Source organism: Pedobacter suwonensis (assembly GCF_900111825.1).
GTDB lineage: Bacteria > Bacteroidota > Bacteroidia > Sphingobacteriales > Sphingobacteriaceae > Pedobacter > Pedobacter suwonensis.
The window spans coordinates 13,270-28,430 of record NZ_FOJM01000028.1 but is presented as its reverse complement, the minus strand read 5'-3'; the positions used below and the strand labels follow the sequence as shown (position 1 = coordinate 28,430).

Sequence of the window (15,161 nt, the reverse complement as noted above, 5' to 3'; positions counted from 1 at the left end):
CCATCTTTCACTTTACGTTTGTAGGTACTTTCGCTGATGTTGAGGTAATCTTTTACCTGCTGCCGGGTGAGCTGCGTTTCAGGGTCGCCGAAGAGATCGATAAAGGTAAATTTTAACTGTTCTTTGTTCAGTACGAGGTATATGTTGTACAAGGTCTGTACCAGTGCATCAAGGTTATTCATAGGGCGTAGAGTTTAAAAACAAAAACATATTGCAGCATGCTGATGGGGCATGCTGCAACCATATCTGGAAAATGTTCCTGTGCCGTTATCAGGGCGGCTAACCGATGGTGCCGGAGCGACTAAAATTGGTTAGAAAATTTGGGTCTATCTTAAAATTTTAGCGTCAAACAGCGCCAAAAACTGTTCAACATTCCCAATAATATGGAGGTTAATTAATCGGTATGTAGATGATCATGAATGTACAGGGCACACAATGGCCAAAGCAATGGGTCGCCACGGCTGGGGCACACCAGCCTTGGGTTAAACAGGCTACAGGCCAGCCTTTTAGGGTGGCTTTTCCGTGCATGTGCGAGCGTTCCATGCAGCGGGTTAAATACAAAAATGATTAGGGATGAAAAAGCAAACAGGTAAGGTTTTTCCATTTTCTGTAAACTTAATCAGTAAATAAATTAGTATTATGGTTACATCTTATGCTCTGTATAACGGCAATTTATCTCAAATCGTATATCAATCAGGATGTGCTACCGTAACCAGCAGCTTTAAATCGCCTCAGCAAAGTAAGGTTGAAAACCTCCGCTCGGACAATAAAACCGCCTGTTCAGGCAGATAAAACAATTTAGCTGAATCCTATGTATGTGCTTCAAAATGGCCTGTCAGGGCATGGATATTGCGTAAAAAAAAATCAATCAGGCTCAACCGGCAGGCAAAACATTTATTTTTAATGAAATATAATGATCATCCGAAAAGTGCAATGGTCATGCGCATGCAGCATCATGCTCATCAGCCTTAGTCATCACCCTTCATGATTCGGTTTTTCTGCGCCTTAACTGTCTCAATAATCAGAATCAGGTTAATATTTTTTAACATTGGCTCACATTAGCTTAACTTTAACCACTTCATGCAAAATTATTTCGGTTAATGAATGAGAATTGTCAATATTTCCTGTTAAGAAATAATTAAAAAACAGACCGGTTTAAATATTTCTGCAAAAAAACTGTTAACTTGCGGCGGATTTATTCCTTGATTTATTATTTGCATGCTTCTAGCTTAATTGATGTTCAGCTTTTTCAAAAATAAAAAACCTATCGTTAGAGATTTGAAGTGGTTGGGAGTTGATATTCACTCACATCTTTTGCCGGGAATTGATGATGGATCACCGGATGTTGACGAGTCGATATCGCTGATTACGAAACTTACTGCCTTAGGTATTGATCAGTTTATTTGTACACCCCATATCTTTATGGAGTTATATCCCAATACTGCAGAAACGATAAATAGGGCTTTGGAACGCACCAAAGCAGCGCTACAAAAGGCTCATCTGCAAGTAGGGATTGCTGCAGCGGCAGAGTATATGTTGGATGAAAACTTCGAAATTAGCGATGTGATGATGTCTTTGCCCAATAAGCATATCCTTGTGGAGATGTCTTACCTGAATGAAACACCCAATATCGAGCAGGTGATCTTCAATCTCCAGATTAAAGGATACACGGTTATTTTAGCCCATCCCGAAAGGTATAATTTTTATCATCAAGCCTATGAAAAGATTCACCGCTTTCATGATATGGGGGTATTGCTGCAATTGAATTTACTTTCCGTAACAGGCTATTATGGCCGGGAAGTAAAGATTGCCTCCGATTACCTGCTTAAAAATAAGCTGTATAGGTTAGCGGGAACGGATCTACATCATCAAAAACACTATAATGCATTAAAGTATCATGTAGAAAACGGCTATTTGTTTGATAAATTGGGAAAATATCCTTTTGAAAATAATAGATTTTTACATTTAATATAAATATAGTACAACCATATATGTTTTCAATGTTTAAAATGTTAAGTTTGGCCATCCAACAAACACAGTTTATCAATCTTAAAAACTTTCTCCATAGCCTATGAAAATGCCAATATATAAAGCGAGTTTTGCTAAAGCATGCTTTTTGATAGCCATCGTATTTTTAACCTCTTGTGCAAGTACCAAAAATGTGGCTTACTTTCAGGATATCAGTGCATTGGGGCAATCAGAACTGGCTAATACCGCTAAGTTTACTGATCCGGTTATTCAGGCAGATGATATTTTGTCCATATCAATTTTCACAATCGATCCAACGACCAATATGGTGGTCAACCAGGTTGGTAGTCAGGCCATCAGCACCAGTGTGGGGCCAGTTGCTTCATTAGGTGCAACCCCGCCAACCGCTGGTTTCTTAGTGGATAAAAACGGAGAGATTGATTTATCTGTGGTGGGGAAAGTAAAAGTACTTGGATTAACTACGTTTCAAGCCAGGGAGTTGATCAAAGAAAAAGCCGCTGTTGTATATACAAATCCTAACGTACAGGTACGTTTTGCTAATTTTAAGGTTACGGTTTTAGGGGAGGTAAACAGACCGGCATCATATGTGGTTCCAAATGAGAAGGTAAGTGTATTGGATGCCTTGGGCCTGGCCGGCGACCTGACCATTTTTGGGAAGCGGGAAAATGTTACCCTGATCCGTGATAATGGTGGGAAGAAAGAGTTTGCCAGGCTTGACTTAAACTCTAAGGAGATATTCAATAGTCCTTATTATTATTTAAAGCAAAATGATGTACTTTATGTGGAGCCAAATAAAGGGAAGGCAGCTTCCTTAAATCAATCCAGAACGCAGACTTACGCACTCATTGGCTCGTTGACTTCTGTACTTATCATACTATTTACCAGACTTTAATTTTTCTCTAAAAGATGACCGACAATCGCACAACAGAAGATAATTTTTTTGAAGAGCAAGAGGAAAGTATAGATTTCAAAAAGATAGCGTATATACTCATTTCTAAATGGTATTGGGTGGCTGTTTCTATGTTTATTTGTACTTTGATAGCCTTTTTATATTTAAGGTATAAAACACCTAGTTACAACATATCGGCACGCGTTTTAGTAAATGATGAAAAGAAGGGAGGTGGAATGCTGGGAGGGGCAGATATGTTGGGAGACTTAGGTAGTTTGCTCGGTACTAAAAGTACGGTAGATAATGAAGCTGAAATTTTAAAGACCCGTTACCTCATGGAAAAGGTCGTTAGACAGCTTGACTTAAATGTTACCTATTATCGCACAGGTAGAATAAAAGACATTGAGCTTTATAACCCTCCGTTTAAGGTTGAAATTGTGAAAGGAGTTGATACCATTAAGGCTACTGATGTTAGGGTTAGTTTTTTAAATGCTAACTCACTACTTGTGAGTACACCTACTTTCGAAAAGAAAGTGCCTTTAGGCGCCATTTTTAAAATTCCGAAAGTTGGGGATTTAAGAATTACATCAACATCTGGTGTAAAGGCTAACCAAAAGGATTATATTTTTAATATTACTTCTATCGACTCAAAGGTAGCAGACTTACAACAGGCATTAACCGTTGAGGTGAAGAATAAGCTTATTACCATTATTGATTTAAATTTCAAATACCCAATCCCTAGAAAAGGTGAAGACATATTGCGTGAACTGCTGAAAAAATATGTTGAGGGCAATTTAAATGACAAAAATGAAGTAGCAGACAGCACGGTAAAATTTATTCAGAATCGTCTTGCCTATATTGGTGGTGAATTAGGTGATCTGGAAGGTAATATCCAGGGTTTTAAGCAGCGAAACAGCCTGGCAGATATGTCAGAACAGTCTAAGCAACTGGTGCAGGTAACCAGTGATTATGTAAAACAGCTGGCGCAGGTAGAGACACAGATTTCAATTATGGAAAGTTTACAGCAGTATTTGAAAGATGCTGATAATAAACGAATCTTACCAAGTTCTTTGATCCCCGCTGATTTAGTGTTTAGTGGTGCGATAGATAAATACAACCAGTTAACTTTAGAGCGCGCAAGAAAGCTAATTGGCATGACGGAGAATAATCCCAGTATCATTCTCATTGATAAAGAAATACAAAATGCCCGTGAAGATATCGAATCAAACTTAGCCACTACACTGGATGGTTTTCTGATTACCAAACGGAAAATCAAAGCACAGATGCAACAGGCAGAAAACCAGGTTAAGGATGTGCCAAAAATTGAACGCAGTTATCTAAACCTGGCAAGGCAGCAGCAGATTAAACAGGAATTGTATATCTTCCTGATGCAAAAGGCTGAAGAAACAGCCATTTCCAAAACTTCCAACATAGCCAATTCGAAAACCATTGATCCTCCCAAATCAGAAGTTAAACCATTTGCACCCAACAGGAAATTAATATTAGGTCTGGGTTTAATTATAGGAATTATTATTCCTATTGGATTGGTTTATATAAAAGAATTGTTAAACGATAAGATTCAGTCGCAAGAGGACATAACGAAAGCGACCCAGGTGCCGATAATAGGTGAGATCAGCCATAATGAGGATAGTGATAATTTGGTAGTGGCCAATAGTTCCAGATCCGCTATTTCTGAGCAATTCAGGGCCCTGAGAACAAATCTTTCTTTTTTCTTTAATGATCAAAGTAGTCGCGTTTTATTGTTAACATCAAGTATGTCTGGTGAGGGCAAATCTTTTACGGCTATTAATCTTGGTAATATTTTAGCGCTTTCTAATAAAAAGGTACTGTTGATGGAATTAGATTTGCGGAAGCCTGGACTTTCTACAAAATTAGGGGTGAGCAATAACCAGGGTTTTACCAATTATATTGTGAACAGTAGTTTAGTTATAAAAGATCTCATAAAGCCGCTTAAAATTAATGATAATTTATCGTTATTAAGCTCCGGACCGGTTCCCCCTAATCCTGCTGAAATGCTATTAAGTGAGAAAACCAGTGAGCTAATTGAAAAACTGAAGACCGAGTATGACTATATTATTATAGATGCGCCACCAGTAGGGTTGGTTACAGACGCGCAACTATTATCTGGTACGGCCGATATGTGTATGTATTTGGTACGACAAAGTTATACCTTTAAAAAGCAATTGGCCATTCCTCAGGATCTACATGAGAATGGCAAAATGAAAAAAATTGGTATCGTAGTAAATGACATTCAGGCTTCCAACGGTTATGGTTATGGCTATGGTTATGGTTATGGCTATGGTTATGGCTACGGTTATGGAACTTATGGCCACCAAGTTGACAAACCAAAAAGCAAATGGCAGTTTTGGAAATAAGTCATAAGGACATTCTAAATATTAATGTACCCCTAAAGGAATATCAATCAAAATTTGGATACTATTAACAACAGCCGTTTAGCAAAAAACACCCTACTCCTATATTTTAGAATGTTGCTCACTATGGGAGTAACGTTGTACACGGTCCGTGTTATTTTAAATGTTTTGGGTGTAGTCGACTATGGTATATACAACGTAGTAGGTGGGGTAGTCACGTCTTTTTCTTTCCTAAGTTCTACAATGGCGTCTGCAACACAAAGGTTTTTTTCATTTGAAATAGGTAAGCGAGATTATATAAAGCTAGGAAATCTTTTCAGTTTAAGCATGTCCATTTATGCTGGTATTGCATTGGCTATACTAATTCTGGCTGAGACATTGGGTTTATGGTTTTTAAATACAAAATTAAATTTACCACAAGGCAGAATAGAAGCAGCAAATTGGGTATATCAGCTCTCGATATTAAGCTTCATAGCAACGGTTATGAAGATACCTTATGACGCGCTAATAATCGCTCGTGAAAGGATGGCTATGTATGCCTATGTAAGTATAATTGAAGTAGTTTTGAAATTAGCTGTTGTTTATCTTTTATTATTTATCAATATTGATAAGCTAAAACTGTATTCGATTTTAAGCTTTTTAGTTGCCGTGTCCATTACGATGGCGTATAAGGTCTATTGTAATAGAAGATTCCTTGAATCAAAATTCTCGTGGTATTGGAATAAATCTATTTTTAATGAACTAATTTCTTATTCTGGATGGAACCTCTTTGGTACTTTAACTGCTGTATCGTTTGAACAAGGCATAAACTTTCTTTTAAATATATTTTTTGGTCCCATTATCAATGCTGCAAGGGCTGTAGCTTTTCAAGTTAATAATGCTGTGGGGGCGTTTTCTTCTAATTTCTATACCGCTATTAGACCTCAAATAATTAAATCTTACGCAGAAAACAATATAAAATATTTAATGGATTTAGTATTTAAGAGCACTAAGTATAGCTATTATTTATTGTTGATAATTTCCATACCAGTTTTGCTTGAAACTAATTTTTTACTTTCATTGTGGCTAAAGAATCCACCTTCAGGGGCAGTTCTTTTTGTTCAACTAACTGTCGTCTTCAATTTAATCAATTCTTTACAAATTCCTCTGACAACAGCTGTACAAGCAACGGGCAAAATTAGGAACTATCAGATATTTGTTGGTGTGGCGATGTTAGCTTGCTTGCCTATAACATATTATTTTTTCAGCAAAAAATATCCCCCAGAAGTCGCTTATTATATTATAATAGCTGTTTCCTCTATCGTGCTGTTCTTCAGGTTGATAGTTTTAAAAGGCTTGATTTATTTTGAATATAGCAGTTATCTATATAAGGTAGTATTAAGGATAATACCTGTTACTATTACATCTGTAATTATTCCTGTTGTTATAATAAATAAGTTTCATGAGGGTTTTTTTAGGTTTATAATTACATCTACAGCATTTATTACAGCAGCAATACTATCAATATATTTGCTTGGACTTGATGGAAATGAGAGAAGTTATTGTAGATCCATATTAAATAAAACACTTGTGAGGAAAAGAAATTAGTTCAATGATAATAATTGGTAGCTTTAGATAAATTTCATGAGATTTTTTAGGATTTTAATTTATACATTTAACTTCATTCGTTTCACTCCTCATTTTTTGATATTTTTTCTAAATAGAAAAGACAGTATTCTTAGGTATGAAAGAAATTTGTGGATTAGGACAATCATGCATGTAGAGGAGGATTCCTTTAAAAATTTTACATGGTTATTGTTTAACCTTCCTGAATATAGAAGCGTGTTCTACTATAGGATTGGTAAAATTTCTAAACTGTTTTCTTTCTTAGCAAATGGTAGGGAATCCCTCTATTTTGATACTCCTTCAAGCGAAATTGGTAAGGGATTAATTATTCAACATGGCTTTTCAACAATTGTAAATGCGAAGAAAATTGGTATAAATGTTCAAATTTGGCATAATGTTACCATAGGGAAAAGTGAATCCGGTACCTCTAAGAAACCTACAATCGGAAATAATGTAAAGATATGTGCAAATGCGATTGTCTTAGGGGATATTAATGTAGGTAATAATGTGGTTATTGGAGCAGGTTCTGTAGTCACGAAAAATGTACCTGATAACTGTGTAATAGTTGGAAATCCAGGATATATTATTAAACGGAATGGCTTCAGGGTTAATGAGAAATTATAATTTTCATTATAATTCAAGATAGAGATCGGTATTTCTATTTAACCATTCATTTCTAAGTTAATAGTATTATGAATTTAAAAGTTAGCAAAAACAATTAAAAGATGAAAAAAATAGTTCGCAATGCCTATTTGTTTGTTCTCTTCTTCATGTTTTTACGCTCTTTAAATGCCTGGTTCACCTGGGATATGAATAATTTAGTAACAATTGTTTTTGTGTTTGTTACAACGTTCTATATTGTATTTTTTAGAAATGAACTCAATTTAAGTGCAAATTTACTACCTATTTTTGTCTTTTTGGTAGCAGTCTTTGGTTTGGGATTTGCAAAAGATTTAAGTAATGCACTAGGATTGATCTGTAATTTTTTTCCCATATTGGTCTTCCTTACTACGCCCAGGGCATTCAAAATTTATGCCCTGAATGTTATTACGCGTTGGTGGCTATTTATTTTGATTCCATCACTGGGATTATTTTTGCTTTCATTTTTTATTGATCTTCCCAATCTTGGACAGATTGAGAACAAAACCTGGGAAATGTATGTTTATACAAATTACGTCTTTTTTATTAAAGGCCAGTTCTATGATATACGCTTTAACTCGATTTTCTTAGAGCCAGGTCATTTGGGGATGATATTGGCATTTTTCCTCTATGCTTTTAAATTTGACTTGACTAAATGGCAGGTTTGGGTAATGTTAATCGTAGAATTTTTTACTCTTTCACTTGCTGGTTATGTTTTAGTCGCGATTGCTTATGTATTTTCATTAATTGCTCAAAGAAAATCTTTTCTAAAATTCATCCTCTATGTTTCTTTGTTTTTAGGTTCAGTTTTCGCTGGTGCCAGGTTTTATAATAACGGCGATAATTTATTGAATGTATTAATTGTAGATAGGCTGCAACTTGATGATGAAAAGGGTATTGTTGGAAACAATAGGACATCGACAGCTGCCGATGATCTATTTGAGGAAATGGTTACAAGTAACAAGATATGGTGGGGGTGGCCTGCGGGAAAGTACAAAGATGAGGATCTCGGTGCGGGTTGGCAGGTGTTTACCATTAAATTTGGTTTAATACCTTTAATCTTATTTGCTATCTTTTATTTCCTATTAGCAAACAAGAGACCATTAGATCGAAGATATAATATGTTATTTCTTGCATTACTCGCTATTGCGTTTGTACAAAGAGCATATCCTTTTTGGGAAAGCTGGATTATTCCATTTGTTTGTGGTATGAGTTTTAAATTTTTAAGAGAGGCTGATCTCAGATTAGATAATAATCCAGCGAAGGAGCAGCGTTCGAAATTAAAAAGGATTTAGTTAAAGTGGTCTATCGATTTACTGCATTTTCTAAATAGTAAAAGAGTCGACTGAAAAGTTGCAAACAATAAATATATATTAGATGAAAATCCTCACAGTAACCCATCTTTCGACATTATATGGAGCGAATCGGTCTCTATTAAATCTTATCCAGGGTACAAAAGGAACATTGGATTGGATCGTTATTTGTCGAGGTTATAAGTATGAAAACCCTTCATTGAAATCAGAATTGAAGGAAATGGGAGTGAAATGTTATAATATCCCTTATCGATTAGATGTTCATGCTCGCAGTTCGAAGTTGATTAAAACAAAGGCTTTTTTTGTGCTTGAGTTCATTTATAATTTTATTATCGCATCAATGATAGCTGTTTTTGCGATATTAAATAGAGTTAAAATCATACATTCGAATTCGTCTTGTATGTGTTTGGGCGCATATATCAGTTTTATTATTAGAAAGCCTCACGTCTGGCATTTTCGTGAGTTTCTTTATGATGACTACCGACTTGAATATAATTTTGGTGTTAAGTATTTAAGGTATTGGGCGAATAAATCTTTTAAAATAATCGCCATTTCCAAGGCAATCCACCAAGCATGCATAGTGGATCGTAATATTTCTGCTAACACAACCATATTATATAACGGTGTCGTTCATGAAAAAGATGTGACCACTGTGAGCCTAGTGAAAATGAAACCCCCAGTAAGGCTGTTAATTATGGGTGTTTTAGATGAAACTAAGAACCAAATTGATGCCATCAAAGCAGTTGATTTATTGATAAGTGAGGGATATGAAATCGTTCTTAATGTAGCAGGTGGTAAAAGTGGGCCCTATTTTAATTTTCTTGAAGATTACGTATATTCAAGGAATCTTCAAGATAGTGTGGTTTTTACAGGATACATACCTTCGCCAAGGAAGCTGTTTGAAGAGTCTGACATTGTTCTTGTTTGTTCTAAAAATGAAGGTATGGGACGCGTTACACTTGAAAGTATGGCTTTTGGAACACCAGTAATTGGCTATGATGCAGCGGGGACAAGCGAGCTAATTAATCATATGGAAAATGGCCTATTGTATTTAGGTGATTTTGAATCTCTTGCAGATAAAATATTAATGCTAATTAAAGACCCATCGTTATATCATTCTTTACTAATAGGTGGACAAAAGAGCATTTTGACGAAATATACAGTTGAGAAATATGCGGAAAATTTTTTAAGCAATTTGCCCAGGAGAGGCGATTAAAAACTATTTCATTGCTTAATTCAATGTGCTCTTAACTCAAACTAAAACTTAATGCAAACTTTCTAATGAAGAAAATATCTATAGTTACCGCAACCTACAACGCAGCCAGCCATCTCGAGAGTTTAATCCTTTCCATAGGTGCTCAAAAGACGGACGAGGTTGAATTTATCATCATTGATGGTGGCTCAACTGATGGGACCATCGATATTATTAAAAGGCATAATGTTTATGTTGACTATTGGATTAGCGAACGGGACAAAGGAATTTACGATGCCTGGAATAAAGGAATTGCTGTAGCTAAAGGCCAGTGGATAATGTTCCTCGGTGCCGACGATTCTCTATTACCGGATGCTTTATCCAATTTTCTTAAATTTTTGAGTTCTGAAAATTCATCATCTTATGATTACATCTCTGCACATAATCATTTTGTGAATAGTGAAGGCGTAGTATTAAAATTACTGGGCAAGGGTGCGGAATGGAAACTGATGAGACGAATGAATTCAGCAGCACATGTAGGATCACTTCATAACAAGCAGACCTTATTTGAAACCGTTGGTTATTACAATCTGGAGTATAAAATATGTGCTGATTATGAATTACTACTTAGAAAAGGACCAAACCTAAGAAGTTATTTTTTGCCCAAAGTTATAGCAAAAATGGAAGTTGGCGGAATGAGTTTTTCATTAAAAGCTATTAAAGAAACTTATAGAATAAGAAAGCAACACAAAACTGTACCAACACTATTTAACCTGTTTTTATTTTTTAGAGATTACATGGGATATACGCTTTTCAAATTAAGAAAACCAATATGACCGAAAGCTATCGGCATAACCGATTTTCATATCGCATAGTCAAATACATTAATTTATGATCAGTAATTAAAAAAAATTAATATGATGAATATCCTTTTCATAGGAGGTGCAGGTTTTATTGGTAGTAATCTGATAAGTACTTTTGTTGATAACCCAGAATATAAGGTTTATGTATATGAACCCGCTATGGCTAATTTATCTCGTTTAGACAAATACGAGAATAAAGTGATCATTTTAAGAGGTGGGTTATCAGATAGTGATTTACTGAGTGCGGTACTAAATGAGCATCATATCGACATCGTTGTTCATTTAGTATCCACACTGATACCAGGAAGTCGCTATGAAGATTATAAGAAGGAATTTGAAAGTGTTATTTTTCCAACAATTATGCTCATGAAGTTATGTGCAGAACGGAAAACTAAATTTGTTTATTTTTCATCAGGAGGCACTATTTATGGGAATGATATAAATTCAGCATTTAACGAATCGGATCCGCTTGCGCCTATCTCATACTATGGATTATCTAAACAGATCATAGAAAATAGTATTTTGTTTGAAAACCGCGTAGAGAATCTTAATTATTTGATAGTCCGTCCGTCAAACCCTTATGGACCTGGTCAAATGTTATATGCAAACCAAGGCCTGATTGCGGTGATGATTGGTAAAATCTTAGCTCAGGAAGAAATCGTGATATGGGGTGATGGAAATAGTGTGCGTGATTATATTTACATTGATGACCTGGTAGATGCTTTTTACCAACTCATAAACAACCATGTGATTAATGAGGTTGTTAATATTGGCAGTGGTGAGGGAATATCGGTTAATAACGTTATTGACCATCTAAAACAAGCTGTTGGGCGAGAAATAAATGTAAGATACGAAAATAGCAGGGCGGTTGACGTTGCAAGAATGGTTTTAGATATTTCAAAATTGAATACGCTTATAAAAGTAAAACATACCCCCTTAGAAATTGGGATGGAAAAATTTTTAAACTATATAGAAAAAACTGTAAAAAGAGATGCTTAACAAACCTTATATTTCTTTTTGTATCCCTACATTCAACAGGCTGGAAATTTTACAAAAAACGATTGAGAGCATTTATGCCGACAAAGAAGTGGATTTAGATGATTTTGAAGTTGTCATTTCTGATAACGAGCCCAATCAAAGTGCCAGGGGAATCATTGAGAAGTTTTCATATAAGAATTTGTACTATTATCCAACTAACACAACGGGGTTTTTAAATTCTTTTAACGTGTTGAAATTCGGAAACGGTCATTTTTTAAAGTTGCATAATAATTATACAATGCTGAAGAGAAATTCTCTTAAAGAAATGATTGAGGAAGTAAAGGAAAATTTAACCAGTAAGCCTATAATTTTCTATACCGATGGCCTAAAACAGTACAATGCCGTTAGGAAATATGATTCATATGATAAATTTATGCATGCGCTATCTTATTTTTCTTCATGGAGTACGGGGTTTGGCATTTGGAAAGATGATTTTGATAAAGTACAGGGGTCATTAAAAATAAATGAATATTTTCCTCAAACATCTTTATTAGTGACGCAATCTGATAAGGTTAATTTTATTATTAATGACCTAAATGTTTTTGATAATCAGCACATACCCAAAAAAGGTGGCTATAATATTTTTAAAGTTTTCGCCGTTGATTTTGTTAGTTTAATTAAAGTTGAATATGATGCGGGGAAGATTAGTCATAAAACATTTGACAAAATAAAAAATGACTTACTTCTAAATTATATAGCAGTCCGATACTTTAAAACGGTTATCGCAAGACTTGACAATTTTGAGAAAAGTGATATTAAAAAAAGTATAGGTGTTTATTATTCTCCAACAGCTTATTACCTAATGATTATAACATCGCTTTTTTCTCCATTAAAACATCTAAAAAGGAAATTTAATATTTAATGATTTATGGTGAATTGAAAATTAAAATAAATATTCCTTTGTTTGTGTATTATAAGACAGTGAATTCCATTAATGTAGGTTTAAATTTACTATGAAGTTTTTAATAATAATTAGTATTATTTTTTGCAGTACGGCGCTATATGCTCAAAAGAGTCCGGTTACCCTAGGTGCATATTATTTTGATGGATGGAACGGAAAGAGCACAAACATGGTGACCGATAGTTTAAAAGTTCGCTATTTGGAACGAGAGCCGAAATGGGGCTGGATTACAAGTACAGCATCTATTATGGATCAGCAAATTCAGCTGGCAGATCGCAATGGAATAGATTTTTTTAGTTTTTGTTGGTATTTGCCTCGTGAAAAATCAGCCGACGATGAACCCTTAAATAATGCTCTTGCGCTTTTCATGAAATCACAGCTCAAGAGTAAAATGAAGTTCTCAATCCTGGTGGCCAATCATCCGCCTTATTTAATAACGCCGAAGAACTGGAACACCGCTACTGCTGAATGGATTAGGCTGTTTAAAAATAAACGCTATTTACAAACAAATCAAAAACCATTATTGACTTTTTTTACGTTTGGAACACTATTACAGGAATTTGGTTCGGTGAAAGCACTTGCTGATTCGATAACGAATTTCAGAGCCAAAGCGAAAGCAGCCGGTTTTGCGGGTATATCGCTTGCGGTAAACCTATCTGATCCAAATGATAATGTTTTGTCGGCTAACGCTAAAGCTGCAGGATTCGATATTTTTACGGGTTATAATTATCATGATTCGGGTTTAAAAACAAATGATACGATAACGCCAATTACTGCTATGATTGATGCAGAGCATAAGGTTTGGGATTTAACTAAAGTTAAAACAAATCAGTTCATACCCGTTACTACACTGAATTGGGATCCAAGACCATGGCGTCCGGGGAACGAAAATAAAATTAAAAGATTTACTGGCTTTTCAGGTCATAGTGTTGAAATGTCTGTTTCCGCTATGCTTAGTTGGATGAGTGTAAATCAGACGTATTTAACAAAAGAACGGATAGCACTGATTTATGCATGGAATGAATATGGCGAAGGGGGCTGGCTAACGCCGTCTAAACTCTTTGGCAATCAGCTTCTTGAAGGGCTTAGAAAAGCTAAACAAAAAATACAAACTAAATGAAAGTTGCAATTTTAGGAACGCGTGGTATCCCAAATCATTATGGCGGATTTGAACAATGTGCTGAATATTTAGCCTTAGGTTTGGTTAAAAAGGGGTTTGACGTGATTGTCTACAATAGTCATAACCACCCTTATCAGGAAAAGGAATGGAATAATGTAAAGATAGTTCATTGTTATGATCCAGAGGATAAAATAGGCACCGCCGGCCAATTTATATATGACCTTAATTGCATTTTAGATGTACGAAAACAGCAATGTGATGTGATCTTACAATTAGGTTATACCAGCAGTTCTGTATGGGGGAAACTGATGCCAAAAAATAGTGTGGTTACCACGAACATGGATGGATTAGAGTGGAAACGAACAAAGTACTCCAGTAAGGTTAAAAAATTTCTGCGCTGGGCTGAAAAACTGGGTGTAAAGTATAGCGATCATTTGATTTCAGATTCAATCGGCATACAGAATTATCTGAAAGATAAATATCAGAAAGATTCTACATTTATTGCATACGGCGCAACACTATTTGAAAAACCAAATATTGAACAGTTAAAGCCATATGGGCTAAGCCCATATCTCTATGATATGCTAATTGCCAGGTTAGAACCTGAGAATAGCATCGAAACCATCCTTGATGGTGTAGTGTTAGCCAATTTGCAACGGCCATTTTTAGTTGTGGGCAAGCATAACACGAAATATGGCGCTTTTCTAAAAGAAAAATATTCTTTGCAACCTCAAATTCAGTTTGTTGGTGGTATTTATGATATTGAAGTGTTGAACAATTTGAGATATTACTCGAACCTTTACTTTCATGGCCATACGGTGGGCGGAACCAATCCATCGCTGTTAGAAGCGATGGCGTCTAACAGTTTGATTTGTGCTAATGATAATCCCTTCAATCGATATATTTTAGAAGACGATGCCATTTACTTCAATGAAGCAACAGAGGTAAAACAACACTTAGAGCGAGTGGTTTGCCAGGAGCCGGTGTATCAGCTAAAAACTAAAAATAACGCTGATAAAATTGTTAATATCTACGACTGGAATATCATCGTTGATCAATATGCTCAACATTTGGAAGCGGTTGAAGCTAAGTTTAACAGGTTTAAATAGCGCTTACGATTTTAGCTGATCAGTCCGATCATGATTTTATCATGCCGATATAAAATGTGCTATGCAATAAAAGTTATTCTGGCTAACGTTGATTTTTTTGATATGGCCAG

General features: G+C 35.4%; 14 protein-coding genes. 13 read left to right on the top strand and 1 reads right to left on the bottom strand.

What is annotated here, in order from left to right:
* On the bottom strand, window positions 1-182 hold a 182-nt coding region (locus BM107_RS23955), incomplete at its 3' end, for a hypothetical protein (RefSeq protein ID WP_090988138.1).
* A gap of 227 nt (window positions 183-409) precedes the next feature.
* On the opposite strand from BM107_RS23955, the gene BM107_RS24840 reads away from it, so the two are divergent.
* The 13 genes from BM107_RS24840 (at window position 410) to BM107_RS23890 (ending at window position 15,051) form a co-directional block, all read left to right on the top strand.
* Window positions 410-571, top strand: a complete 162-nt coding sequence (locus BM107_RS24840; RefSeq protein ID WP_159435311.1) for a hypothetical protein — start codon at window positions 410-412, stop codon at window positions 569-571.
* Window positions 572-1,236: 665 nt separating this feature from the next.
* A complete protein-coding gene (locus tag BM107_RS23945) occupies window positions 1,237-1,974 on the top strand; it encodes a tyrosine-protein phosphatase (protein WP_090988133.1) in 738 nt (245 codons plus the stop codon).
* Between the two features lie 97 nt (window positions 1,975-2,071).
* Window positions 2,072-2,881 (top strand): polysaccharide biosynthesis/export family protein, encoded by an 810-nt coding sequence (locus BM107_RS23940; RefSeq protein ID WP_090988131.1) that lies wholly within the window; start codon window positions 2,072-2,074, stop codon window positions 2,879-2,881.
* Window positions 2,882-2,895: 14 nt separating this feature from the next.
* Window positions 2,896-5,274 (top strand): GumC family protein, encoded by a 2,379-nt coding sequence (locus tag BM107_RS23935; RefSeq protein ID WP_090988129.1) that lies wholly within the window; start codon window positions 2,896-2,898, stop codon window positions 5,272-5,274.
* Between the two features lie 54 nt (window positions 5,275-5,328).
* The gene (locus BM107_RS23930; protein WP_139222335.1) at window positions 5,329-6,858 is read left to right on the top strand and encodes a lipopolysaccharide biosynthesis protein; all 1,530 of its coding nucleotides are present in this window, start codon (window positions 5,329-5,331) and stop codon (window positions 6,856-6,858) included.
* Window positions 6,859-7,023: 165 nt separating this feature from the next.
* Window positions 7,024-7,500 (top strand): serine O-acetyltransferase, encoded by a 477-nt coding sequence (locus BM107_RS23925; RefSeq protein ID WP_090988125.1) that lies wholly within the window; start codon window positions 7,024-7,026, stop codon window positions 7,498-7,500.
* A 101-nt stretch (window positions 7,501-7,601) separates the two neighbouring features.
* Window positions 7,602-8,810, top strand: coding sequence for a hypothetical protein (locus tag BM107_RS23920; RefSeq protein ID WP_139222334.1), 1,209 nt, complete (start codon window positions 7,602-7,604; stop codon window positions 8,808-8,810).
* 82 nt (window positions 8,811-8,892) lie between these two features.
* A complete protein-coding gene (locus BM107_RS23915; protein WP_090988121.1) occupies window positions 8,893-10,044 on the top strand; it encodes a glycosyltransferase family 4 protein in 1,152 nt (383 codons plus the stop codon).
* 65 nt (window positions 10,045-10,109) lie between these two features.
* On the top strand, window positions 10,110-10,856 hold the full coding sequence (locus BM107_RS23910) for a glycosyltransferase family 2 protein (RefSeq protein WP_090988119.1): 747 nt from the start codon (window positions 10,110-10,112) through the stop codon (window positions 10,854-10,856).
* Window positions 10,857-10,937: 81 nt separating this feature from the next.
* On the top strand, window positions 10,938-11,882 hold the full coding sequence (locus BM107_RS23905) for an NAD-dependent epimerase/dehydratase family protein (protein WP_208864461.1): 945 nt from the start codon (window positions 10,938-10,940) through the stop codon (window positions 11,880-11,882).
* Window positions 11,875-12,783: a glycosyltransferase family 2 protein gene (locus BM107_RS23900; protein WP_090988115.1), complete on the top strand. Its 909-nt coding sequence runs from the start codon at window positions 11,875-11,877 to the stop codon at window positions 12,781-12,783. Before BM107_RS23905 ends, BM107_RS23900 begins: the two co-directional genes overlap by 8 nt.
* A gap of 91 nt (window positions 12,784-12,874) precedes the next feature.
* Entirely contained in the window at window positions 12,875-13,942 is a 1,068-nt protein-coding gene (locus BM107_RS23895; protein WP_090988113.1) for a glycoside hydrolase family 99-like domain-containing protein, read from the top strand.
* Window positions 13,939-15,051 carry a DUF1972 domain-containing protein gene (locus BM107_RS23890; protein ID WP_090988111.1) on the top strand — a complete coding sequence of 371 codons (1,113 nt, stop codon included), beginning with the start codon at window positions 13,939-13,941 and terminating at the stop codon, window positions 15,049-15,051. The genes BM107_RS23895 and BM107_RS23890 overlap by 4 nt, the downstream gene beginning before the upstream one ends.
* Window positions 15,052-15,161 lie beyond the last annotated feature (110 nt).